This is a genomic window from Microterricola gilva (assembly GCF_004217495.1).
Taxonomy (GTDB): Bacteria; Actinomycetota; Actinomycetes; order Actinomycetales; family Microbacteriaceae; genus Microterricola; species Microterricola gilva.
In genome coordinates, this window is the sequence record NZ_SHLC01000001.1 from 2,244,333 (window position 1) to 2,268,326 (window position 23,994).

Annotated in this window: 23 protein-coding genes; 6 read left to right on the forward strand and 17 right to left on the reverse strand. The window is 68.3% G+C overall.

Annotated elements, in window-relative coordinates:
• Positions 1-180 precede the first annotated feature (180 nt).
• On the reverse strand, positions 181-1,692 hold the full coding sequence (locus EV379_RS10460) for an amino acid permease (protein ID WP_130506082.1): 1,512 nt from the start codon (positions 1,690-1,692) through the stop codon (positions 181-183).
• A gap of 150 nt (positions 1,693-1,842) precedes the next feature.
• Between EV379_RS10460 and EV379_RS10465 the strand changes: the two genes are divergently transcribed.
• Complete coding sequence (locus EV379_RS10465) at positions 1,843-2,262, forward strand: VOC family protein (protein WP_130506083.1); 420 nt, start codon at positions 1,843-1,845, stop codon at positions 2,260-2,262.
• Position 2,263: 1 nt separating this feature from the next.
• Here the strand turns inward: EV379_RS10465 and EV379_RS10470 are convergent, their stop codons facing one another.
• The 3 genes from EV379_RS10470 to EV379_RS10480 form a co-directional block, all read right to left on the reverse strand.
• Positions 2,264-3,190: an LLM class flavin-dependent oxidoreductase gene (locus EV379_RS10470; RefSeq protein WP_130506084.1), complete on the reverse strand. Its 927-nt coding sequence runs from the start codon at positions 3,188-3,190 to the stop codon at positions 2,264-2,266.
• Positions 3,191-3,641: 451 nt separating this feature from the next.
• A complete protein-coding gene (gene rpsO, locus EV379_RS10475; protein WP_055842152.1) occupies positions 3,642-3,911 on the reverse strand; it encodes a 30S ribosomal protein S15 in 270 nt (89 codons plus the stop codon).
• Positions 3,912-4,833: 922 nt separating this feature from the next.
• On the reverse strand, positions 4,834-6,246 hold the full coding sequence (locus tag EV379_RS10480) for an HNH endonuclease signature motif containing protein (RefSeq protein ID WP_130506085.1): 1,413 nt from the start codon (positions 6,244-6,246) through the stop codon (positions 4,834-4,836).
• 241 nt (positions 6,247-6,487) lie between these two features.
• On the opposite strand from EV379_RS10480, the gene EV379_RS10485 reads away from it, so the two are divergent.
• On the forward strand, positions 6,488-6,928 hold the full coding sequence (locus tag EV379_RS10485) for a pyridoxamine 5'-phosphate oxidase family protein (RefSeq protein ID WP_130506086.1): 441 nt from the start codon (positions 6,488-6,490) through the stop codon (positions 6,926-6,928).
• Here EV379_RS10485 and EV379_RS10490 read toward each other — a convergent pair.
• A complete protein-coding gene (locus EV379_RS10490) occupies positions 6,915-7,895 on the reverse strand; it encodes a LysR family transcriptional regulator (protein WP_207226232.1) in 981 nt (326 codons plus the stop codon). The two genes, EV379_RS10485 and EV379_RS10490, sit on opposite strands and share 14 nt — an antisense overlap.
• Before the next feature lie 72 nt (positions 7,896-7,967).
• On the opposite strand from EV379_RS10490, the gene EV379_RS10495 reads away from it, so the two are divergent.
• Both EV379_RS10495 and EV379_RS10500 read left to right on the forward strand, forming a co-directional pair.
• Complete coding sequence (locus EV379_RS10495; RefSeq protein ID WP_130506087.1) at positions 7,968-8,873, forward strand: DMT family transporter; 906 nt, start codon at positions 7,968-7,970, stop codon at positions 8,871-8,873.
• Between the two features lie 8 nt (positions 8,874-8,881).
• On the forward strand, positions 8,882-9,490 hold the full coding sequence (locus EV379_RS10500) for a flavin reductase family protein (protein WP_130506088.1): 609 nt from the start codon (positions 8,882-8,884) through the stop codon (positions 9,488-9,490).
• 54 nt (positions 9,491-9,544) lie between these two features.
• Here the strand turns inward: EV379_RS10500 and EV379_RS10505 are convergent, their stop codons facing one another.
• Together EV379_RS10505 and EV379_RS10510 are read right to left on the reverse strand one after the other, a co-directional pair.
• Entirely contained in the window at positions 9,545-10,681 is a 1,137-nt protein-coding gene (locus tag EV379_RS10505) for an aminotransferase class V-fold PLP-dependent enzyme (RefSeq protein ID WP_165397343.1), read from the reverse strand.
• 199 nt (positions 10,682-10,880) lie between these two features.
• Complete coding sequence (locus EV379_RS10510; protein WP_242616329.1) at positions 10,881-11,714, reverse strand: CPBP family glutamic-type intramembrane protease; 834 nt, start codon at positions 11,712-11,714, stop codon at positions 10,881-10,883.
• A gap of 102 nt (positions 11,715-11,816) precedes the next feature.
• On the opposite strand from EV379_RS10510, the gene EV379_RS10515 reads away from it, so the two are divergent.
• Positions 11,817-12,989 carry a M4 family metallopeptidase gene (locus EV379_RS10515; protein ID WP_130506090.1) on the forward strand — a complete coding sequence of 391 codons (1,173 nt, stop codon included), beginning with the start codon at positions 11,817-11,819 and terminating at the stop codon, positions 12,987-12,989.
• Positions 12,986-13,327, forward strand: a complete 342-nt coding sequence (locus EV379_RS10520) for a protealysin inhibitor emfourin (protein ID WP_130506091.1) — start codon at positions 12,986-12,988, stop codon at positions 13,325-13,327. The genes EV379_RS10515 and EV379_RS10520 overlap by 4 nt, the downstream gene beginning before the upstream one ends.
• On the opposite strand, the gene EV379_RS10525 is transcribed toward EV379_RS10520, so the two are convergent.
• The 10 genes from EV379_RS10525 to EV379_RS10570 form a co-directional block, all read right to left on the reverse strand.
• The gene (locus EV379_RS10525; RefSeq protein ID WP_165397344.1) at positions 13,236-13,994 is read right to left on the reverse strand and encodes a lysoplasmalogenase; all 759 of its coding nucleotides are present in this window, start codon (positions 13,992-13,994) and stop codon (positions 13,236-13,238) included. The genes EV379_RS10520 and EV379_RS10525 overlap by 92 nt on opposite strands.
• 59 nt (positions 13,995-14,053) lie before the next feature.
• Positions 14,054-14,614, reverse strand: a complete 561-nt coding sequence (locus tag EV379_RS10530; protein WP_130506093.1) for an adenine phosphoribosyltransferase — start codon at positions 14,612-14,614, stop codon at positions 14,054-14,056.
• Positions 14,615-14,750: 136 nt separating this feature from the next.
• Positions 14,751-15,125, reverse strand: coding sequence for an FKBP-type peptidyl-prolyl cis-trans isomerase (locus EV379_RS10535; protein WP_130506094.1), 375 nt, complete (start codon positions 15,123-15,125; stop codon positions 14,751-14,753).
• 166 nt (positions 15,126-15,291) lie between these two features.
• Entirely contained in the window at positions 15,292-16,539 is a 1,248-nt protein-coding gene (locus EV379_RS10540; RefSeq protein ID WP_242616330.1) for a PrsW family intramembrane metalloprotease, read from the reverse strand.
• 155 nt (positions 16,540-16,694) lie between these two features.
• Positions 16,695-18,059: an NADP-specific glutamate dehydrogenase gene (gdhA, locus tag EV379_RS10545; protein ID WP_130506095.1), complete on the reverse strand. Its 1,365-nt coding sequence runs from the start codon at positions 18,057-18,059 to the stop codon at positions 16,695-16,697.
• Between the two features lie 58 nt (positions 18,060-18,117).
• On the reverse strand, positions 18,118-19,221 hold the full coding sequence (locus EV379_RS10550; RefSeq protein ID WP_130506096.1) for a YihY/virulence factor BrkB family protein: 1,104 nt from the start codon (positions 19,219-19,221) through the stop codon (positions 18,118-18,120).
• Between the two features lie 130 nt (positions 19,222-19,351).
• The gene (locus EV379_RS10555) at positions 19,352-21,016 is read right to left on the reverse strand and encodes a hypothetical protein (protein WP_130506097.1); all 1,665 of its coding nucleotides are present in this window, start codon (positions 21,014-21,016) and stop codon (positions 19,352-19,354) included.
• A gap of 190 nt (positions 21,017-21,206) precedes the next feature.
• Positions 21,207-22,367 carry a flavodoxin-dependent (E)-4-hydroxy-3-methylbut-2-enyl-diphosphate synthase gene (gene ispG / locus EV379_RS10560; protein ID WP_207226233.1) on the reverse strand — a complete coding sequence of 387 codons (1,161 nt, stop codon included), beginning with the start codon at positions 22,365-22,367 and terminating at the stop codon, positions 21,207-21,209.
• A 75-nt stretch (positions 22,368-22,442) separates the two neighbouring features.
• Positions 22,443-23,084, reverse strand: coding sequence for a CoA transferase subunit B (locus tag EV379_RS10565; RefSeq protein ID WP_207226234.1), 642 nt, complete (start codon positions 23,082-23,084; stop codon positions 22,443-22,445).
• 1 nt (position 23,085) lies between these two features.
• Entirely contained in the window at positions 23,086-23,880 is a 795-nt protein-coding gene (locus EV379_RS10570) for a CoA transferase subunit A (RefSeq protein WP_130506099.1), read from the reverse strand.
• Positions 23,881-23,994: the final 114 nt, after the last annotated feature.

The window sequence follows — 23,994 nt, forward strand, 5'->3', positions numbered from 1 at the left end:
GGCGAACGCCCGCTCCTTCTCTCGCGTGGTGCGAGTACACAATCTATCCATGCGTTTGCATGTAGTTGAGATAACGGATGCCGGCCCCGCGGTATTCCCGCGACATCCGCATCGCTTTCTCGCGACACGGCACGCGCCTCGGAACACGCCTCGAACACACCTCAGGGCAGCACTCAGACGCTACTCGCTCGCGTTCGCCTTCGTGGCCGCGGCCTGCTCGGCGGCCTGCTGCTTGCCGAGCAGCGAGTGCCGCTTGCTGTAGCCGAAGTAGACGATGAGGCCGAGAGCGAGCCAGACGAGGAAGCGCACCCAGGTGAGCGTCGTCAGGTTGAGCATCAGCCAGACGCAGAGCGCGGCCGAGAGGATCGGGAGCACGGGCGACCACGGAACCTTGTAGGCGCGCGGCAGATCGGGGCGCTTCTTGCGCAGCACCACGACGGCGATGCTCACCAGCACGAAGGCGGAGAGCGTTCCGATGTTGATCATCTCCTCGAGCACCGACACGTCGGTGAGCCCGGCCAGCAGCGCGACCATCAGACCGACGAGGATCTGCACGCGCGCCGGCGTGTGGCGCTTGTCGGAGGTGCGGCTCATCCACTGCGGCAGCAGGCCGTCGCGGCTCATGGCGAAGAGCACGCGGGCCAGGCCGAGCAGCAGCACCATGATCACCGTGGTGAGGCCGGCGAGGATGCCGATGGAGATCACCTGGGCCGCCCAGCCGGCGCCGACCTCGACGAATGCCGTCGCGAGGCTGGGGTCGTCGGCATCCGCGAGAACCGTGTACGGCACCATGCCGGTCAGCACCAGGCTGACCCCGATGTAGAGCACGCTGACGATGGCGAGGCCGCCGAAGATGCCGCGAGGCAGGGTGCGCTGCGGGTTCTTCACCTCCTCGGCGGACGTCGCGACGACGTCGAATCCGATGAAGGCGAAGAACACGATGGATGCCCCGGCGAGGAGCCCGAAGATCCCGTACTGGGCCGGCGCCGCCCCGGTCATGAAGGAGAACAGGGACTGCGCCCAGGCATCCCCCTCCCCCGGAGCACTCGGCACGGCGGGCGGGATGAACGGCGTGTAGTTGGCGGGGTTGATGAAGAAGGCGCCGACGACGATGACGAAGAGCACGATCGCGACCTTGATGATCGTGAACACCGCACCGACGCGCGAGCTGAGCTTGGTGCCGAGCACGAGCAGGGCCGTGAAGATCGCCACGATCAGGAACGCGCCCCAGCTGACGTCGAGGCCGAGCACGGGGATCGTCGCTGGAACATCCCAGTTCCAGAGTTCGAACACATTGCTGAGGTAGATGCCCCAGTACTTGGCGATCACGGCGCCGGCCGTGAGCATCTCGAGGATGAGGTCCCATCCGATGATCCAGGCCAGCAGCTCGCCGAGCGTCGCGTAGGTGTAGGTGTATGCCGATCCAGCGACGGGGATCGTCGAGGCGAACTCGGCGTAACACATGATCGCGAGGGCGCACGTGATCGCGGCGAGCACGAAGGCGACGGTCACGGAGGGTCCCGCGTACTCGCCAGCGGCCTTGGCCCCGACAGAGAAGATTCCGGCGCCGACCGCGACGGCCACACCCATGATCATCAGGTCGAACGTGCCCAGCGAGCGTTTGAGGCTTCGATGCTCGAGGTGGGAGTCGGCCAGTGAGGCCTCGATGCTCTTGGTGCGCCATATCGACATAGACCTGAGAATATCTTGACTCTCCCATTGCGGTCGACAGACGGGGGCTTGCGGATGCCGCTGGCACAGTGCAGCGTTGAGTCTGTTTCGCCCCGTCTGCTCCACGCAGATGCGTCCCAGCACTCCCTCCACCAGAAAGTGAGCCAATCAATGCCCAGCATGATCTTCGTGAACCTGGCCGTTGACGACCTGCAGCGTTCGCGCGACTTCTACAGTGCGCTCGGCTACGGCATCAACGACAATTTCTCCGATGAGAACGCGATCTGCGTGGTGATCAGCGACGCCATCTACGCGATGCTGCTCAAGCCGGACTTCTTCAAGACGTTCACGACGAAGGAGCTCATCGACGCGCAGAGCAGCGTGCAGGTGCTGAACGCGCTGGACGAGCCCAGCCGCGCCGAGGTCGACACCCATGTCGACAAGGCGATCGCGGCCGGCGGTACCGAGACTCGCGACGCGCAGGACATGGGCTTCATGTACAGCCGCGCGTATGCGGACCCGGACGGGCACATCTGGGAGATCATGTGGATGGACGAGCAGGCCGCGCAGGACGGCCCGCCAGCCGAGTAGTTCAGCGCAGGGCCGGGATCCGCGCGGCAGCCTCCTCGAGCACGCGCTCGGAGCCCGCGTAGATCCCGTCCGCGCGCGGCCAGTGCACCATCACGTCGGTGAAGCCGAGCTCGGCCGCCCGGCCGACGCTGTCTTCGAAGCTGCCGATGCTCTCCAGCGCGAACTGACCGCCGGAGTCGAGCGAGAGGCTGCGTCCGAAGTCGCTCGCGTCGATGCCGGCGGCGTCGGACACCTCGGTCATGCGCGCACTCAGCGCCGCGACGCCCTGCCACCATTCCTCGCCGACGAGACCGTCCGGCCCGGTCGTGACCCAGCCTTGGCCGAGGCGGGCAGCGAGCCGCATGCTGCGCGGTCCGTTCGCTGCCATCAGGAAGGGCATCCGCGGCCGTTGCGTCGGCTCCCCCACCATGCGTGCGCCGTACGCCGTGTACCAGTCGTCGGAGAACGAGATTCCGGCCGGTGCACTGTTCTCTGCCGTGTCCTCGCGCTCAGCCGCCTCCGCGCCCCGCTCGCCGCGCAGCAACAGGTCGAGGCCCTCGGCGAATGCCGCGAAGCGGTCGAAACGCTGCCGCGGCGTGAAATCCTCCTGACCGAGCACGAAGGCGTCGAAGCCCGTTCCGCCGGAGCCGAGGCCCAACGTGAATCGTCCTCCGGAGATCTGATCCAGTGTCGCCAGGTCCTTGGCGAAAGGCACCGGATGCCGGTAGTTCGGTGAGGCAACGAAGGTGCCGAGCCGGATCGTCTCTGTGACCATCGCAGCGGCCGTCAACGTCGGCACGGTCGCGTGCCATCGCTCATCGGAGAGGCTGCGCCACGACAGGTGGTCGTAGGTCCAGGCATGGTCGAAGCCGAGCTGTTCGGCGCCACGCCAGTAGCGGGCGGCATCCGGCCAGTCGTGCTGGGGAAGGATCACAATTCCAAAGCGCATGAGCCGAGCCTACGCAGCGGCGGTGCGGCATTGGGGTTCGCCGCACCGCCACCACGCAGCCCGATCGCCCGCCTACGCCGCGCGACCGAACAGACGGGAGAGCAAGGACGGCGCCTTCGGCTCGTTCTCGTGCCCGCCGCAGCGATCGGCACGGGCGACCCCGCGCATCACCGAGTCAACGTGCTGGCCGCACCCGGCCCACGTCGTCTTGCCACACTGATTACACTTCACCGCTCGGCACACCCGAAACCACTCTCTGTCGAACCATCATTGAAAATACCCTAGGGGTATTCAAATACCCTAGGGGTATCAATCTGAGTAGTACCCGTGTGCGCCGCTTCCCCGCAGCGGCCAACGCTGACCGCAAAACAAAACGGGCCGCCACCCGAAGGTGACGACCCGTTTCGTAAGAAGTTCGCGTATCAGCGAAGATCCACCGTTTCGGCTGCGACTAGCGGCGCAGTCCGAGACGTTCGATGAGCGAGCGGTAACGGTTGATGTCGACGTCGGAGAGGTATCCGAGCAGACGACGACGCTGGCCGACCAGGAGGAGCAGTCCACGACGCGAGTGGTGGTCGTGCTTGTGCTCCTTGAGGTGCTCCGTGAGGTCCTTGATGCGACGCGTCAGCATCGCAACCTGAACCTCGGGGGATCCGGTGTCACCGGGGTGGGTCGCGTACTCTTCGATGATCGCCTTCTTGACATCTGCTTCGAGTGCCATAAATTGATCCCCTTTTCTCTCATTGCGCGGTGCCCGGGGCAGGATGCCTGGGCTCTCTTTATCCGCGGCCGTTCAGACGGCAACCTCAAGAGTTTAGCAGAGTTATCGGGCAGGAATCCCCGCTGGGTCCGGCTGCGCAGGCACCGGAATCCCCGCTGGGTCCGGCTGCACAGGCAGGCGTCAGACCCTCGGGCGACGCGTCTTCTCACGCCGGCTCGGTGCGCCGACGCCCACTCTCACGCTGGCTCGAGGGAGCAGCCGAGGAACGAGGCCGCCCCCGAAGCCCTGAGCGCCTGACCGGATCGGCTTGCCCCGGATGCCGCAGCCGCAGTGTCGGCGGGTCCGCTCGGGGCTTCGCGGGCGTCGCTGCTCCTTCGTCGCGGCGCCGCTCGCTCAAGCCAGCGTGGAGATGGGCGTTCATATGCACGCTGGCTTGAGGGAGCAGCCGAGGAACGAGGCCGCCCCCGAAGCACTGAGCGCCTGACCGGATCGGGCTGCCCCGGATGCCACAGCCACAGTGTCGGCGGATCCGCTCAGGGCTTCGCGTGCGTCGCTGCTCCTTCGTCGCGGCCCCGCTCGCTCGAGCCATCGTGCAGGGCGGCGCCGCCCTGGCCGCTCGGCCTGCGTCCATATGCACGCTGGCTCGAGGGAGCAGCCGAGGAACGAGGCCGCCCCCGAAGCACTGAGCGCCTGACCGGATCGGGCTGCCCCGGATGCCACAGCCACAGTGTCGGCGGATCCGCTCAGGGCTTCGCGTGCGTCGCTGCTCCTTCGTCGCGGCGCCGCTCGCTCAAGCCAGCGTGGAGATGGGCGTTCATATGCACGCTGGCTTGAGGGAGCAGCCGAGGAACGAGGCCGCCCCCGAAGCACTGAGCGCCTGACCGGATCGGGTCGCCCGGGTCTCGATACGGCCGCGGGCGGCCTAGTCGACCAACGTCGGTTGCTGTTGCTGCTGAAGGAGATCGGCCTGTTGGGTGCGGGACTTGGTCGATCTTCGCCAGGGGGCGTCCGCGTCGGAGCGCCCACCGCGGAGCCAGGGTGGTGGTTTCACGTGTGGGACGCCGTCGATCATGAGGATCTGCCAACCACTGGTCTCGATCGTGCGGTGATGGAACCAACACAAGAGCACACCGTTGCAGGTCTCCGTTTCACCACCGTCCCGATACGCCTTGACGTGGTGGATCTCGCTCCACGCGGCCGGGATCGAACAGCCCGGGATGATGCAACCGCCGTCACGGAGACTGATCGCCCGCCGCTGGGTGGCATTGAAGACCCGATCATTGCTGCCAATGCTGTTGATCGTGCCGTCCGGGCCGATCACCACATGCTGCTGCCCACCGGCGCACACGAACTGCTCCACCGCCCGCATCGAAATCGGGGCCTCGCACCCCTCAATGAACCCGGCCCCGGTACCGGCGTCGAGGTCGGCCTGCCGCACGGAGACGAGCACCGTCGGCGCCGCCCCACCGATCGTCGGTGCAGACGCACTCCGGGCGGCACCGTCGATCAGGCTCGCGAACACGTCGTGCCGGGCCTGCGCGGAGGCGCGGGGGTCTTTCGGCGCGTCCGGGTCGGGGTCGGCGAAGCTGGGTTTGCTGCGCGGGTTCAGGTACGCGTTCAGCAACGTTTCAAACTTGGCGTCGATCTCCGGCAGCAGCGTCATCTTGCGGTGGACGACCCCGTCCCGGGTGATGCCGGCACTGATGCCGCGGGCCTGCATGGCCCGCTCCTCCGCCGGGACGGTGCCGTCCTCATCCAGCACGGCTTCCCAGACCCGCGCCTGGCCGCGGATCTCGTCGGCGGCGAACGGCACCGGCGACTCGACCGTGGGCCCGGTCGCGGCGGCCACGAGCGCCGTCTCGGCGTGCTCCACGTTGAGGTCGCCGACCCGGCCCCGGATCGGGTCGAGGGTGTCCACGATCGCCGCCGCACTGTCGTAGCCGATGGCTCCCGAACTGAGGGCGTCGGCGACCTGGTCGAAGCGGGCCGGCATCGTCTCCCCACTGAGCGCCATCCGGGGCCGGGTGGCCTCGCCGAGGCGCATCCGCTGCGTCAGCGTGCGCTCGGAAGCGAGGGTGATCCGGGCGAGGAGTTCGACCGCGTTGCGGCACCCCTTCTTCGCCGAGAGCCGCTCTTCGCCGAGCTCTCGGCGGGAGCGGAACGCGTGCTCCCCGGCGGCCCTGATGCGGAGCGCATCGGCGAGACGGCCGACCTCTTCGGCGGAAGCGGTGAACTCCAACAGGGCGTCATCGTGGAAGAGACGTTCGTCCGAATCCGCGAGGGCGGAGAGCAGCAGATCTCGTGCCTCTGCGAGTGCCTCCGCTGGGGTTCCCATGGGTTCAATTTTACCCGCGCGGGGCAGGTTCACCTAGGAAAAAGGCCTGATGTGGATAAGTTTCCGCGGAAACTCGCCTGTGTACAACAGGCGGGCACGGCAGGGTTTCTACAGGCTCAACCAGCGGGGGTTTCGACAGGCTCAACCAACGGGATCGGGCACGTTCGGCGGGGTCTCGATGCGGCCGGACGGCACGAAATTGGGCGGTGCGGATTCGCCCGCCGCGTGTGAGGATGAGGACATGGATACCGGTGGATCACCACTCATCACACTCTTGCCCGAGGAGTCCTGGGAACTCCTGCTCTCCGAAAGCCTCGGCAGGTTGGCGCTGACGGTTCGCGGCGTGATCGACATCTACCCGGTCAACTACGTGGCTCACGATGGCGTGCTCACGATTCGCACCTCAGAGGGCACCAAGCTGCTCGAACTCACGATCAACGACCACGTCGCCTTCGAGATCGACGGCGTCGGGCGCGAACAGGGCTGGAGCGTGGTCGTCAAGGGCACTGCGCGCATCCTGCAGACGGCGGCCGAGATCGAGGCCGCGGAGCAGCTCGCGCTGCAGCCGCTGGTTCCGACCGAGAAGCATGTGTGGGTGCGGATCGACCCCGTCGAGATCACCGGTCGGCGCTTCGAGCTGGGGCCGGCACCCGACGACACCCGCAGCTTCACCGACGTCTAACACCGCCTCCCGCTCGCACAGGAGCGGGCAGCAGCTCGACGGCGCACTCGGCGATCAGGCGGCGGAGCGTGGCGAGGCCGGCATCCGCGGCGCTGCTCGCCCGGCTGACGACGAAATCTGTGCGATACACGGGCGAGGCGAGCGGATGCAGCGACACCCCGGCCGGCCGGTGCGCGACGGTCAACTGCGGAACGAGGGCAACACCGGCCCCAGCGTCGACGAGGGCGAGCAGCACGGAGAAGTCGCTCGCAACGGCGACGGCGCGCGGCTCGAACCCGGCGAGACCGCAGGCACGCTGCACCATCTCCGCGCACGACCACGACCAGGCGGCGTGCGGCATGAGCCAGTCGGCGTGCGCGAAGTCCGCGAGATCCACGGTCGGTCCCGTCGCCTGAGCGACGCCGCCTGCGCGTGCGCCTGAGACGCCACCCTCGACCCGCTGCGCAAGCCAGACGGGTTCGCGGGCGATGGGCTCGGCACTCAGCTCAACGCCGCCCTGCTCGGGCAGATTCGAGTACGCATGTGCGATCGCGAGGTCGACCTCGCCCGCGGCGAGCGCCGGCAGCGCGGCATCCGGCTCCATCTCCACGAGTTCGATCGTGATTCCGAGCCCATCGGATTCGCGCAGCCGCCGCCAGAGCGCTGCCACGATCGTGCGCGCGGAAGACGGGAAGGCAGCAATGCGGTAGTGCCCTGCGACCCCGTCCTTCACTGAGCGCACATCGATCTCGGCGAGTGAGAGCATGCCAGCGATGCTGCGGCCGTGTTCGGCCAGCAACGCTCCGGCAGGGGTGAGCGCCAGCCGACGGCCCCGCTTCTCGGTGAGCTGCACGCCGAGTTCGCGCTCGAGGGCGGCAAGCTGCATCGAGACGGCAGGGCCAGTCAGGTGCAAGCTCGACGCGACCGCTGCAATGGTGCCGAGCCGATCGAGCTCGGCCAGCATCCGGAGTTTACGCACGTCCAACACATCATCAATCCTTATCCAAGCACTCATGAAAAGTAAATAGACCTATGCAGAATGAGCGCGCATGCTGAGAACATGACACCTCCAAGCACGCCGCCTCGCGTCCTCCTGGCAGGGCTGGCCGTGGTCGTGCTGTGGGCCGGCGCCTTCCCCGCCATCCGTGTGGCGGCACCCGAGCTCGGCGCCCTCGGCCTCTCGATTGTGCGCCTGGCCATCGCGAGTGTCGCCCTGCTGGCGCTCGCACCGCTGCTCGGGGTGCGGATGCCGGCCCGTCGCGACATCGGCCCGATCCTCGTCTGCGCATTCTTTGGCATGGCCGCCTACCAGCTGCTGCTGAACTGGGGTGAGCTGGAGGTGCCGGCCGGAACCGCGAGCCTCATCGTCGCCGCCGCCCCGCTCGTGAGCGTCGGCATCGCGGCCATGACCCTCGGCGAGCGCCTCACACCTTCCGTCCTGTGCGGCAGCGCGGTCGCCCTGGGCGGCGTCGCCATGGTCACCCTCTCCAGCGCGGGGGTGAGCCTGTCGGCATCCGTGTGGATCGTCGTGGCCGCGATGGTCGTGCAGGGCGTCTACCACCCGCTCAGCAAGCCACTGCTGCGCCGCTACTCCGGCATGGAGCTGGCCACGTACACGATGGTGGCGTCGACGCTGATGCTGCTGCCGTTGCTGCCGTTCGCGTGGACGCAGCTGGCGGCGGCGAGCGCCGGCGCCTGGTTCGCAGCCGGGCTTCTCGGCGTGCTGCCCTCCGCGCTCGGGTTCGTGCTCTGGGGGTACGCGGTCGCCAGACTGCCCGTGGCCTCGGCCACCGCCCTGCTCTACCTGGTGCCACCGGTCGCCGTGCTCATCGCATTCTTGTGGCTCGGCGAGCTCCCTTCGTGGGGAGAGCTCGTCGGCGGCGCCGTTGTGATCGCCGGTGTTGCGCTCATCAGCGTGAGTCGAATTCGATCGACAAGGCCCGTCAGAGCGGCCACTGCTGCTTGACTGGGCGCATGCCGACGCACTTCTATCGCCCAGCCGAGGGGCACCGCCTGGCGCACGATCCGCTCAACGCCATCATTGCGCCGCGCCCGATCGGCTGGATCGGCACCCTCTCCCCCGCCGGCGTGCGCAACCTCGCGCCGTACAGCTTCTTCAACGCGTTCTCCTACACGCCGCCGCTCATCGGCTTCTCGAGCACGAGCCGCAAACACAGCGCCCGCAACGCCGAGTTGAGTGGCGAGTTCACGTGGAACCTCGTGACACGCGCCCTCGCGGAGCAGATGAACGCCACGTCGACGACGGGCGAGGTGGACGAGTTCGAGGCCGCGGGGCTGGATGCCGCGGCATCCGTCGAGATCGCGGCACCGCGGGTCGCCGCCTCGCCCGTGAGCTTCGAATGCCGGGTCAGTCAGATTGTGCCGCTCCGTGGAGCCGACGGGCGAGAATCGGCCGGCGTTCTCACGATCGGCGAGGTCGTCGCCGTTCACATCGATGAGGCACTGCTGCAGGACGGCCTCTACCAGACGGCGCTCGCCCACCCCGTGCTCCGCGGCGGTGGGCCGACCGCCTACTTCGAGGTGCTGGCCGACGGCCGCTTCGATATGCGCAGGCCCCGCTGAACGTCGGGATTCGACAGGCTCACGCTGCGTGACGGAGTTCACCCGTAGCGAGGTTCATTCGAGTGAGCTCAGCACCTCGACCACTCGGGTCACATCGGAGGAGTCGTTGTAGCCGTGCAGCGAGACGCGGATGCCGCCGCCGCGCGAGCTGACGAGCACCCCCTGTTCGGTCAACCGCGCCTGCGCCTCCCGCGCATCGATCCGCTCATGGCGGAGCGAGACGATGTGCGGGCTCGCCCCTGACGCGTCCAACCGGCGAAACGGCCGCCAGTCCGTCTGCGCCACCGCGTCCACGAGTTCAGCGCGGAGCAGGCGGGAGTGCTGCTCCAGCGCCGCGAAGCCCGGCACTCCCAGATAGTCGATCGACGCGCGGAGGCCGGCGGCGGAGACATACGACATGGTGGACAGCTCGAAGCGCCTGGCGTTGCCGGCGAGCGTGAGCGTGTCCGGATGGAAGTCGAAGGGCTCCGGGGCGCCCATCCAGCCGATGACGGCGGGGAGTGCGCCGAGCAGCTCCTCACGGAGCGCGAGCACGGCGACTCCCCCGTGGGCCGACAGCCATTTGTAACCGCTGCAGACCAGCGCGTCGACGCCCCACTCCCTCATGCTGACCGGCATGGCGCCGGCCATCTGCGTGACGTCGACCAGCACGCGTGCTCCGACCGCGTGCGCGCGCTCGACGACGCGCTGCACATCGACGAGCGTTCCGGTGGCGTACTGCACGGCGCTGAAGCTCACGACGCTCGTGTCCTCCGAGATCGCCTCGACCAATGCATCGGTGAGCTCGACCGTCGCTGCGTCCTCAACCCAGCGGATGCTCACACCGATGCGCTCGCGCGCGCCCAGCCATGGGTAGGTCACCGCGGGGAAGTCGCTCGGCACCAGCACCACCTCGCTGCCGGGCACGGCAAGCAGTGCGGCGGCCTGGTTGATGCCCTCACTGGCTCCCCCGGTGATCGCGATCGATGCCAGCGGGGCGTCGAGGAGCTCTGCGAGGCGTGAACGCAGCTCACCGAGGAACGCGCTCTCGTCGGCATCCGACATGTGCGCGTTGCCGTGCCTGGCGGTGTTCAGCAGGAACTCGCTCATGGCGGTGACCGCCGGCTGCGGGATGAGTCCCAGTGACGCCTGATTGAGATAGCTGAACGATTCGAGAGTGGCGTAGTCGGCCCGAGACAGCAGTGATTCCACGTGATCCTCCTCCGGGCGGCGCCGTTGCCGCCTCCCCTCAGTCTGGTGGGGTTGTGAGTTCGAGCCAACACGGCCTCGATACGCTCGATCCTGGTTACTCGACGGGCGGGCAGGTTTCGACAAGCTCAACCAGCGGGCGCGCCGCGAAGCGTCGCGGAAGGCGGCAGCCTCCAGTTCGGCAATCTCAGGTTCGACAGGCTCAGCCGGCGACGCCGAACCACTCCGGGTTGTGGGCGTAGACGATCACGAGGAACACGACCAGGTCGAACAGGAGGTGCACGGTCACCACGTAACTGAGCGAGCGCGTCATGCGGAAGATCGCGCCCTGCACGAGCGCGAACGGGATCGTGAGCAGCGGGCCCCAGCTCTGGTAGCCCAGCTCCCAGAGGAACGACACGAACACGGTGGCCTGCAGCAGATTCGCCAGCCACACCGGGAAGTGCCGGCAGAGCAGCGTGAACACCGTGCAGATGAAGAACAGCTCGTCCCAGATGCCGACGGCGTTGACTCCGATGAACAGGCGGATGACGGCATCCGGCTCGTGCACGGCCGGCCAGTTCTGGTAGGCACCGCTTGAGATGAAGTAGAACGGCAGGAGCACGATCGCCATCACCACGACGGCCCCGATGTAGATCCACTGGGCACGGGTCCAGCGGCCGCGACCCCGCCAGGGGAAGGCGATGACGCGCTCTCGGAAGACGAAGCGGTGGATGACGAACGGCACAGCGACGGCGCTGGAGAGCACAACCGCGAACAGCGCCATGTTCGGGTAGTCGATGTTGGCCTCGAGCGAGATCGTGCTGATGATCACGAGGCCGACCGCGATGAGCAGCAGGTCGCGGAAGAGGGCGCGGTCGACGAGCCAGGCCACGCCGAGACCGAGCAGCAGCACGGCGTACCCGGCCAGCGCGATCTGCACACCGAACAGCAGCACGGCGGAGCCGCAGACGAGGATCGCGGGCAGCAGCTTCCACGAGAGCGCGGCGCGCACATCGCCGCCGGATGGCGACGGGGCGACGGATGCTGGCTGCACCCGTTCAGCTTTGCACACGGCCGGCGCGGGCGGCATCCGCCCCGCCAGCGCCACCCCGGCAGGCACTATCCCCGGGTCGGAGCTCCGGGCTATGCTCACCGCATGGCGCACAACTCACCGCGGTGCTTCATCGTTCCGCCCTATCTGCTCGAGGCCGTCGCCCGGGCCAGCGACGAGCGCTTCCCCGTCGCCGCCGAGGCGGCCAGGAGCTCTCTGATCCGGGATCAGCCGCTGCGCGAATGGCGTGCGGAACCCGGCAGCGACATCGCTGGCGGCATCGAGCTGCTGGCGCCGGGCGCTGCGAGCACGCTCGAGAAGACTCGCGGCCAGATCGGCGAGGCGCTCGGTGAGACGCCGGGAAGCCCGCGCCGCTTCATCGCCGATGCCAGCGGCACGACCCGGCTTCCCGGGGCGCTCGTGCGCGAGGAGGGGCAGCCGCCGACGGCAGACCGGAGCGTCAACGAGGCGTACGACGGTCTCGGCAGCACCTACGAGCTGTTCTGGGAGGCGTTCCAGCGCGACTCCATCGACGGTGCGAATCTGCCGCTCGACGCCACCGTGCACTACGGCCGCGACTACGACAACGCCTTCTGGAACGGAGAGCGCATGGTCTTCGGCGACGGCGACGGCGAGGTGTTCCATGACTTCACCTCCTCGCTCACCGTGGTCGGGCACGAGCTGACGCACGGCGTCACCGAGCACACCGCCGGCCTGCGCTATCAGGGCCAATCCGGCGCCCTCAACGAGCACGTCTCCGATGTGTTCGGTGCCTTGACGGAGCAGTTCGCGCACGGCCAGAGCGCGGCTCAGGCGAGTTGGCTGATCGGCGCGGAGATCTTCACCGACGCCGTGCAGGGCCGGGCGCTGCGCGACATGCTCCACCCCGGAACCGCCTACGACGATGACGTGCTCGGGCGCGACCCGCAGCCGGCGCACATGCGCGACTACATCGTCACCGAGGAGGACAACGGCGGCGTGCACCTCAACTCGGGGATCCCGAACCGCGCGTTCGCGCTCACCGCGCTCGCGATCGGCGGTGACGCGTGGCAGCAGGCCGGGCGCATCTGGTACCGCGCGCTGACCGGAGGCGAGCTGAAACCGGATGCCGACTTCGCCCGCTTCGCCGAGGTCACGCTCGCTGCGGCCGAGTCCCTCTACGGCCGAGGCTCGGCGGAGTGGCTGGCGGTCGCGGAGGGCTGGCGCGCGGTTGGGGTTCCGGCGGAGGCGGCACCGTTGGAGGAGGCGCCCGTCGGCGGGAAGGGGGCGGAGGAATGAAGGTGATCGTCTCGCGGAGCGGCGGCTTCGCCGGCATCCGGCTCACCTGGCAGGTGCAGCTGGATGAGCAGCCGGACGCCGAGGAGTGGCTGGCGTTGATCGCCGAGCTGCCGTGGAGCGAGGTCAGGCCGGCGGCGCCGGAGCCGGATCGCTACATCTACAGCATTCGCTGCGCGCAACGCAGCGCGACGCTCAGCGAGCCGCAGCTCGAGGGGCCGTGGCGCGAGCTCGTCACGCGAGTGCAGCTCAGCGCGAAGCCGGAGCCGGCGCGTCGCTTCCCCGGCCCTGGGGTTCCGGAAGAGCCAGGCCCCGATGACCCGCGAGCTGGAGGGCGATGACGCCCCACGCGATCAGCCCCTGGCCGGCGAGGTAGGTGACCATGATCAGGAACCCCGACTGCCAGAGGTCGAAGCCGGGCAGGAACCGGTCGCTGCCGAGGAGGGTGTCCGACACCAGGAAGAGCGCACCGCCGATGGCGATCGGCAGGCTCCCCCTGGTGGCGAATGCCGCCATGGCCCCGAGCACCGCGCCGTAGGCGGCGACAGGGATGAGCAGCGCGTCCAGCCAGGGGCCGAGGAGCGCCACGAACGCCAGCCACCAGAGCAGGTAGACGAACGCGATCGGGCGGGGCCTGCGGTAGCCGAGGCCACGCACGAAGAGCACGAGGTAGGCGATGTGCGCGAGCAGGAAGAAGCTCAGCCCGAGCACGAAAAACCAGTCGCTCGCGTAGAGCGGGGTGATGTCGCCGAGCCACGACAACGTGATCGCCGCCAGCAGCAGAGCCGTCGCGGCCGAGCGCCTGGCCGGAGTCGAGGCGATCACCGCCAGCGCGAGCGCCGGCATGAGCAGCCACTTCGAGACGTTGGCCAGCGTCTGGAGCTCCGCGATCTGGAACAGCAGGTGCAGCACAGACACCACGACGAACGGTGCGAAAGAACGGCGGGCGCCGAGCAGACCCGTTGCGGTGGGCTCGAGCGCGGAGTTGGAGGTCGACATCGATGTCATCTGCTCATTCTGGCGAGTGCGAGGCGCCGGCCCGTTGCGGCGTGCCGCGACGCGCCGGATCATTCGGCCAGCAGGACCTCGGTGTCATAGCCGGAGAGCTTCGTTCGTCCATCCAACTCGGCGAGTTCGAACAGCACGCCAATGCCGGCGACCGTGTAGCCGGCCCGCTCGATGAGGCTAGCGGCCGCACGCAGCGTTCCGCCGGTCGCCAGGATGTCGTCGAGCACGAGCACCCGGGCGCCGGGCGCGAGCTGGTTCGGTTCAAGCTCGAGTGTTGCGGTGCCGTACTCGAGGTCGTAGCTCTCGGCGATCACCTCGCCGGGCAGCTTGCCCGCCTTGCGGACGACGAGCAGGCCGGTCCCGGTGGCGTATGCCGCGGCGGCGGCGAGCACGAAACCGCGGGCCTCGACACCGGCGACGGCATCGAAGCGGCCGGCGAAGCGTGCGACGAGCTCGTCCACGATCACGCGGAAGGCCGCGCCGTCGGCGAACACCGGTGCGACATCGCGGAACAGGATTCCCGGCTTCGGGAAGTCGGGAATCTCGGTCAGCAGGCGCTTGAGCTCCCCCGATGCAGTCGGTACGGACGGCGTGGCGGGGGCGGCGGTTTCGGAGGTCACGTCTTAACGGTAGACGACGGATGCCGCGGCATCCGCCATACTGCCCCAGGCGCCGGCGCACAACGGCCGGCCGCAACGCACAACGGCCCCGATCCGCGCGAGCGGGGATCGGGGCCGTTGCTGAGAACGAGTGCGCTCAGCTGACGCCGAGCAGGTCGATCACGAAGATCAGGGTCTTGCCGGAGAGCTGGTGGCCTCCACCGGCGGGGCCGTAGGCCTGGTGCGGCGGGACGACGAGCTTGCGGCGGCCGCCGACCTTCATGCCGGGGATGCCTTCCTGCCAGCCGGCGATCAGACGGTTCAGCGGGAAGTTGATCGACTGGCCGCGACCCCAGGAGGAGTCGAACTCGTCGCCGGACTCGTACTCGACGCCGAGGTAGTGCACGTCGACGGTGGCGCCGGGGGTGGCCTCCGCGCCGTCGCCGATGACGATGTCCTCGATGACGAGAACCTCGGGGGCTGGGCCCTCGGGGAAGTCGATTTCGGGCTTGCTGTTGGTGGATTCAGTCATGCGACCATCCAAGCCGATTCCGGCGGACTTTGCACGCCAACCGCGCTCAGCCCGTGAATTTCACCCCAATACTTGCGCTCCACAGACGGAGGAGAGAAGATGAGAACAGATCAACTTATCGCCCGGTCGAGTAGCAGGCATTGCCGCACCACCGGGCGATAGGTCGTTAAAAGGCCGGTCCGGTCGGGGCAAGCATCGCAGCACGATCGCGGGTGATCGCGTCGAGCAGCGCACGTTCCTCTCCGAGGGTTTCGAGGCCTCCGCGGCCCGAAAGGATGCGCTGACGCACGAGCGCCAGGCGAGTGGCATCCGCGGTGAGTTGCTTCATGGCCGCACTCTTCTCCCCCGGCAGCGTCCGCGCCCAGCGCCTGGCGGCACGACGCCCGTTGGAGGTGGCGAGCATCTGCACCTCGCCGTCGGCGAACCATCCGGCATCCGCATACTCCTGCAGACGCACCCGGGTTGCGCGCTGCTCGGCACGCCGCAGCAGCACGACGAGCACGATGGCGAAGGCGAACAGCGGCACCTGGACCAAGAAGTAGTAGCCGAAGAAGTCGGTGACGACCAGGAGCGAGCCGTTCCACAGCGCGTGCAGCCCGATCGCGAAGACGAGGCCGATGGCGAAGTAACCGAGGATGCCGGCGCCGCGCGTGCGGGTGACGCCGAAGCCGATCGCGATGCCCGTGCAGGCCGTGAACATGACGTGGGCGAAGGGCGAGAAGATCCCGCGCATCACGAAGGTCCCGCCGAGGTCGGCCGTGCCACCTTCGATGAGCGCCTCTCCGAAGTAGAGGATGTTCTCGGTGAACGCGAAGCCGGCCGCGACGACGGCTGCGTAGACGAGGCCGTCGACCGGCCCGTCGAAGCTCTTCCGCGCGATCCAGACGAGCAGCAGCACGCCGAGGCCCTTGGCGATCTCCTCGACGATAGGGGCCTGCACGGCGACCGAGAGCGCCTCACTCGCCGCGTTCGCCTCGCCGCCGCCGATGGCGAACGCGATCTGCACGACGAGGTCAACGAGCAGCGCGATCGCGACCGCGACGCCGGCGCCCCAGAGCAGCGCGAAGGCCAGGGCGAAGCGCGGCTCCGGCTCCCAGCGGTCGATCCAGCGCACCGCGAAGAGCACCCCGAGCAGCGGGAGCAGGGCGACGAGGGCGCTGATCACGACGGCGCCGGCGCCGAAGGAGGCCATGAAGTAGCCGATCACGAGCAGCAGCAGCGCCGCCCCGAGCACGATGCCGATGACGGCGAAGACGAAGCCGGTGCCAGAACCGCTCGCGACCGGTGCCCCCGACCACACCGTCTGCGTCGCGGCGAGCTGCGCGGCCGGCGGGTGTTGGGCCGCCACGTGCCGGGGATGGTGCTGGGCCGCCTGCGGCTGGGAGAGCTGAGGGTCGGGCTGCGGTGAACTCACTGGCTCAGGCTAGTGCACGGGCGCGCAGCGGCCGGTCGGCGGAGACGACGCCGGAAGACCGGTCACGGACGTGGCTGCGGCTGCGGTGAGCACGACAAACGGCCGGGCCTGCCCGCGATGTGCGAGCCGGCCCGGCCGGGTGGAGCGGATGCTGTCTAGACGACGCCGAGGGCGAGCATGGCGTCGGCCACGCGAGAGAATCCGGCGATGTTGGCGCCGAGCACGTAGTTGCCCGGCTCGCCGTACTCGTCGGCGGTCTCCGCGCAACGCTCGTGGATGCCGCGCATGATTACGGCGAGGCGCTCCTCGGTGTGCTCGAAGCTCCAGGAGTCGCGGCTGGCGTTCTGCTGCATCTCCAGGGCCGAGGTGGCGACGCCACCGGCGTTGGCCGCCTTGCCTGGCGCGAAGAGCACGCCGGCCTCGCTGAAGACACGCACGGCGCCCGGGGTGCACGGCATGTTCGCGCCCTCGGCCACGGCGGCGACGCCACTGGCGACGAGCACGACGGCTGCGGCCTCGTCGAGCTCGTTCTGGGTGGCGCACGGGAGCGCGACGTCGATGCGGGTCTCCGCCGCGATCGACCAGATGGAGCCGTTCGGGCGGTACTCGGATGCCGAGCCGCGCAGTTCCGCGTAGTCGCTCAGGCGGCCGCGCTTGACCTCCTTGACCTCCCGCAGCAGCTCGAGGTCGACGCCCTCGTGGTCGTAGACAACGCCGGTCGAGTCGGAGCAGGCCACGACGACGCCGCCGAGCTGGTGCACCTTCTCGATCGCGTACAGCGCGACGTTCCCGGAGCCGGACACGAGCACGCGGGTGCCCTCGAAGGTCTTGCCGCGGGTGGCGAGCATCTGCTCGGCGAAGAACACGGTGCCGTAGCCGGTGGCCTCCGTGCGCACGAGCGATCCGCCCCAGCCGATGCCCTTGCCGGTGAGAACACCGGACTCGTAGCGGTTGGTAATGCGCTTGTACTGGCCGAAGAGGTAGCCGATCTCGCGGCCGCCGACACCGATGTCGCCGGCGGGGACGTCGGTGTACTCGCCGATGTGACGGTAGAGCTCCGTCATGAAGCTCTGGCAGAAGCGCATGATCTCGGCATCCGTCCGGCCCTTGGGGTCGAAGTCACTGCCGCCCTTGCCGCCGCCGATCGGCATACCGGTGAGGGCGTTCTTGAAGATCTGCTCGAAGCCGAGGAACTTGACGGTGCCGAGGGTGACCGTCGGGTGGAAGCGCAGGCCACCCTTGTACGGGCCGAGGGCCGAGTTGAACTCGACGCGGAAACCGCGGTTGATGTGCACGCGGCCGGCGTCATCCGTCCACGGCACGCGGAAGATGATCTGGCGCTCCGGCTCGCAGATGCGCTCCAGGACGGAACCCTCTGCGTAGTGCGGGTGGCGCTCGATCACGCGACCCAGGGACTCGAAGACCTCGCGTGCCGCCTGGTGGAACTCCGGCTCACCGGCGTTGCGGCGCAGAACCTGATCAAAGATCGGCTGGATTTTCGGGTCAAGGGTGGTCGTCATCGAAGAGTCACTTTCGTAAGAGGCACGAAGATTGAGCGTATCCCGAGTGGGAATCGCATTACACCGAGCGCCCGGGGTCGCCGGACTGACCAGCACCATCAGCGCTGGGGTGTTCAGGGGTGAGAGCGGCCGCGATGGTCGTCGCGGAGGCCAATTCCTGCTGGGCTTTCTGCACGCGCTCTTGTGCGCGGAGCACCCGACGCTCGGCCAGTGAGCGCATAGACACGCTAGCAGTGATTGCGCTGTCGGCATCATCGACGCCCGTCGCAACCCACGCCGCGACGATGAGTATCAACTGGCTGATCAGGTTGAACCAGATCAGCACACCGATGAGCGCCGTGAACGAGGCGAGCAGCGGGTTGTTCGCCGCCCCGCCGAGCAGCGACCCGCCGAGCAGCTGCAGCGCGGCCATCGCGGCGCCGCCGAGGAGCGCGCCCCGCCAGAGGATGCCGGCGCGGATCCGGATGCCGGCCACTACCCGGAACAGCACGACGAGTGTCACCGTGTCGATGGTGAAGATGATCAGCACGCCGAGCGCCTGGCTCAGCAGCCAGAATCCCGTCGAGCTTGTCGACGCGCCGACGCTCTCGGCGAGCAGGCCGAGTGCCGAGGTGCTGAACACGCTGACGACGGCGGCGATGACGAGCCCGAGGCCGAGCGCCAGGGCGAGTGCCAGGTCCTTGAGCGTGAGCAGGAGGAAGAACGTCGAGTCCCCCGGCAGTCGGAAGATCTGCCGCACCGCGCCGCGGGTCGAGCCGATCCAGCCGATGGCGGTGAAGACGAGGCCGACCAACGCGATCAGACCGGAGAGCCCGAGCGTCAACGGCTGCACGATGGCATCCGGATCGACCAGGGCGTCGTCGGAGCTGCCTGTACTGAGCAGTCCGGGGATGAAGCCGTTGATCAGATCGATCAACGCCTCCCACACCGCCGGGTTCGCGGCCAGCCAGAGCCCGGCGAGTGTGAAGCCGACGTAGACGCCGGCGAAGACCGCGAAGAGCGCCTGGTACGACATTCCGGCGGCCAGCAGCGGCGCGTTGGACTCGGTGTAACGGGTGAACGCCCGCACCGGCTTGAGCTCCTGCACGAGCGCGAGCGCCGTGTTCCACCAGCGCAGCGGCGTGTCGAACCAGCGTGCCGGCTTCGACTCGTTCTGCGTCATGGCGTCAGCGTACCCGGCGAGACCGAGCGTCGGTCGACAGCCGACCCCCTCGGCCTCGCAGCGGGCAGAGTCGACCCGGAGGCGGTCGTCCGCCTCCGGGCCGCGTTGCCGGCGTCGAAACGCCCGTGACTCAGTCGTGCGCGCGGACGCGCCGCACGAGGCCTGCTCCGAGCAGGATCATCCCAGCCAATGCGAACAGTGATGCCAGCACGATCGATCCGGCGACGTCGACTCCTGTGGATGCCAGCGCTGCTTCCTCGCTCCCCGACACCGTCACGGCGGTGGACACTGAGGCGGGTGCGGCGACAGGCGCAGGAACGGGAACAGGCACGGGTGTCACAACCGGCGGGGTCTCCGGGAAGATCGGCGCACCGCCGACGTTACCGAAGGCGAATATGAAGGTGTTCGGTGTCCCGCCTCGCGGATCCGTTGCCGTCTGGCCGAAGGAGTACGCCTCAGCGCCGACCGCCTTCAGCGCCGCGATCGCCTCGGCTTCCGTCGCCGCCCCACCGTAGAACGTGACGAAACTGAGCACCCCGCCTGCGGCCAGCGGGCCGAAGCGGAAGTCGAACAGCGCACCGTGGTCGGTGGGCCCATTGTCGACGGCGTTCCCCGTGAAGTTGATGGAGGACGGGCCGCTCAGGGGGTTCGAGGAGGCGAATCCGTCATCGCTGCTGAAGTACAGCGCGCTGGCGCTGCCTCCGTTGAGCGTGACGAACTCGTTGAACGCGGTCGGCTCGATGTCCCAGTCCATCACCCGGCGGTAGAGGATCTCGGCGATGACCTGCCCGGTGAGATTCTCGATCGTCACGGTCACCTGATACAGATTCGGCGTCACGGACGGCGCGTAGGCGTGCGTCACGCGCAGCGCATCAGCGCCGGACTCATCGCTGACCAGAACAACGGATGTCGCCGTCGATCCCGTCCAGGTGAAGCTCTCCACCGTGATGTTCTGCCCGCCCACGCCCAGCGCATCGAGGTTCGCACCGCCCCAGGTTCCCGTGGCAGGATCGGCGACGCCCCAACCCTCACAGAGGCAGCCCGGCGACGTCGAGTCGTTGCCCGTCGGCAGGTACTCCAGCCCGGCATCGCCCGGTCCGGCCGGTGAGCCGCTTGCATCGGACGTGTTCAGTTCGCCGGTGGGGTTGACGGCCAAGAGCACGGTGCCATTGCTGATGCACACCGCCGGGTAGCAGGGGTCACCCGGAGCGGGCAACGCCAGCGGCAGTGCGAGAGCCAGTGCGGACGCAGCGCTCAAAGCGTCGTCCCGCACCGCCACGGTCGGCTCATCGACGATTCGTCCGGCGTCCTCTGCCTCCCCCACGATGTCGGCGACAGCGACGGCCTCCGGGGTCGACACGTCAGCATCCTCACTGTCCGCCGCGCTCGGAGGTCCGGCTGGTCTCGCCGCCGGCTCCTCGGCCGGAGTCGAAGGCGCGGGGGGCACCGGCTCACTCGCGGCCGGTTCAGGTGGCGCGGCGCCGGTTGTCGGTTCCGGTTCGCTGGCCGGCGTGCTCTCGGTTGGTTCCGGGGCACTCTCCACGGGAGCAGCCTCCTCAGCGAGAGCAGCCTCTTCAGCGGGCGCAGCCTCCTCAGCGGGCGCGGCCTCCTCGACGGGCGCAGCCACCGGGTCAGCAGTCTCCGCCGCTGCCAGTTCCGCGACCGGCTCGGCGCCGGGCACAGGGGCTTCCGCTGCCATTGCCGCAACGGGCGACAGCGAGATGGCGATCGCAACGATCGCGACGCCGCAGACCGAGCCAAGGCCCACGCTGCGGATGGAACGAGTGAGTTTCATCGGGTTCTCCTCTCGTCTGCCTGCAGAACGCAGGCGATGCTCCGACGGAGCTGACGCGCAGCCGGCGCGCCCACTGGGCGCTTCCGGGCAAGTTGGCGGTCAGCCTAGCCAGATGAGAGAAACTCAGCAATCGGGGCGGCCCCTTGGATTACCAAGGGGCTCAGCCGCCGGACGTGCTGTCGCGTCGCGCCTAGTTGGCGCCGACGGTGACCGTTGGGGTTCCCGTGGAGGTGTCGCTCGCCGGCATCTCGGCGGCGATGCGGTTGGCTTCCTCGATCAGCGTGGCGACGATCTCGGACTCCGGCACGGTCTTGATGACCTCGCCCTTGACGAAGATCTGGCCCTTGCCGTTGCCGGATGCCACGCCGAGGTCGGCCTCGCGGGCCTCGCCCGGCCCGTTCACGACGCAGCCCATCACGGCGACGCGCAGCGGAACCGTCATGCCCTCGAGGCCGTCGGTGACGTCGTTGGCGAGCTTGTAGACGTCGACCTGCGCGCGGCCGCAGCTCGGGCAGGAGACGATCTCGAGCTTGCGCTCGCGCAGGTTGAGCGACTGCAGGATCTGCAGGCCGACCTTGATCTCCTCGACCGGCGGAGCGGAGAGGGAGACCCGGATCGTGTCGCCGATGCCCTCGGAGAGCAGGATGCCGAATGCCGTCGCGCTCTTGATGGTGCCCTGGAACGACGGGCCGGCCTCGGTCACACCGAGGTGCAGCGGCCAGTCGCCACGTTCAGCGAGCAGGCGGTACGCCTTGACCATGACGATCGGGTCGTTGTGCTTGACCGAGATCTTGAAGTCGTGGAAGTCGTGCTCCTCGAACAGGCTCGCCTCCCAGACGGCGCTCTCGACGAGCGCCTCCGCGGTGGGCTTGCCGTACTTCTGCAGCAGGCTCGGCTCGAGCGATCCGGCGTTCACGCCGATGCGCAGCGAGACGCCCGCCGCCTTCGCGGCGGCGGCGATCTTGCCGACCTGGTCGTCGAACTTGCGGATGTTGCCCGGGTTCACACGAACGGCGGCACAGCCGGCATCGATCGCGGCGTAGACGTAGTTGGGCTGGAAGTGAATGTCAGCGATCACCGGGATCTGGCTCTTCTTGGCGATGATCGGCAGCGCCTCAGCGTCGTCACGGCTCGGCACCGCGACGCGCACGATGTCGCATCCGGATGCCGTCAGCTCGGCGATCTGTTGCAGGGTCGCGTTGATGTTCGGCGTCGGTGTCGTCGTCATCGACTGCACGCTCACCTGAGCGTCACCGCCGACGAGTACCTTGCCGACCTTGATCTGACGAGACTTACGCCTCGGAGCGAGAACCTCGGGGACCTTGGGCATTCCCAAATTTATTGCAGCCACCCAGTCAGCTTACGCGTGATGCCTCGGAGCGCGCTGAGCCGCATCGTGCGCGATGCTCGTACACGGGCTGCGACGTCAGCCGACTACTGCGACGATGAGCGGCGGCTCCGTCGCCGCGATCACCTCGTCGACGCTGACGCCTGGCGCCGTCTCCACGAGCACGAGGCCGTCCGCCGTCACATCGATCACGGCGAGGTCGGTGATGATGCGGTTCACGACGCCGCGGCCGGTCAGCGGCAGCGAGCACTCGCTCACGATCTTGGCCGAGCCATCGCGAGCAACGTGCTCCATCAGCACGATCACGCGCTCGGCTCCGTGCACGAGGTCCATCGCGCCGCCTGGCCCCTTCACCATCTTGCCCGGGATCATCCAGTTCGCCAGATCCCCGGATGCTGACACCTGCATGGCGCCGAGGATGGCGGCCTGGATCTTTCCGCCGCGAATCATGCCGAAGCTCGTCGCTGAGTCGAAGAACGCGCTGCCGGGCAGCAGCGTCACCGTCTCCTTGCCCGCGTTGATCAGATCGGGGTCGACCTGATCCTCCGTCGGGTACGGGCCGACGCCGAGGATGCCGTTCTCGCTCTGCAACACGACCGTGACGCCATCGGGCACGAAGTTCGGCACGAGTGTCGGCAGACCGATTCCGAGGTTCACGTAGGACCCGTCGACGAGCTCCGCCGCTGCGCGCGCCGCCATCTGTTCCCTGCTCAGCGCCATCTCAGTTCCCTCCAGCCGCGTTCGCATCGCTTTGACTCACGGTGCGGCGCTCGATGCGCTTCTCGATGTCTGAACCCACCTCGACGACACGGTGCACGTAGACGCCAGGCAGGTGCACGGCATCCGGATCGATGGCGCCCGGCTCGACGAGTTCTTCCACCTCGGCGATGCAGATGCGGCCGGCCATGGCCGCGAGGGGCGAGAAGTTGCGGGCGGACTTGTTGAAGACCAGGTTGCCGTGCCGGTCGCCGCGGAGCGCGTGCACGATCGCGAAGTCGGTGCTGATGGCCGGCTCGAGCACGAACTCCTTGAGAACGCCGTCCACATCGAACTGCTGGGTCTGCTTGGCCGGTGAGGCCTGGGCGATCGTGCCGTCCGCGTTGTAACGCTGCGGCAGCCCACCCTCGGCCACCTGGGTGCCAACGCCGGTCTGGGTGAAGAAACCGGCGATGCCGCTGCCGCCGGCGCGCAGTTTCTCGGCGAGGGAGCCCTGTGGTGTCAGCTCGAGTTCGAGCTCGCCGCTCAGGTAGCGCCGCTCGAACTCCTTGTTCTCGCCCACGTACGACGAGGTCATCTTGCGGATGCGGCCGGCAGCGAGCAGCAAGCCGAGGCCCCAGTCGTCGACACCGCAGTTGTTGCTGACGACCGAGAGCTCGGTCGTTCCTGCGTCGAGCATGGCCGTGATCAGCACCATCGGATTGCCACACAGACCGAAGCCTCCGACGGCGATCGATGCGCCATCCGGAATGTCTGCAACGGCGTCGGCGGCGGAGCCGATGACCTTGTCGATCGTCACGGGGAAACCGTCCTCTCCTGGGGCGACGTCGCCCCGGCCCACTGTCTGAAAAGTACGATGGAGTGCAGAGAGTGTCAAGGATTCCGGCAGAGTGCGCTGAGCGCCGCCGCGAAT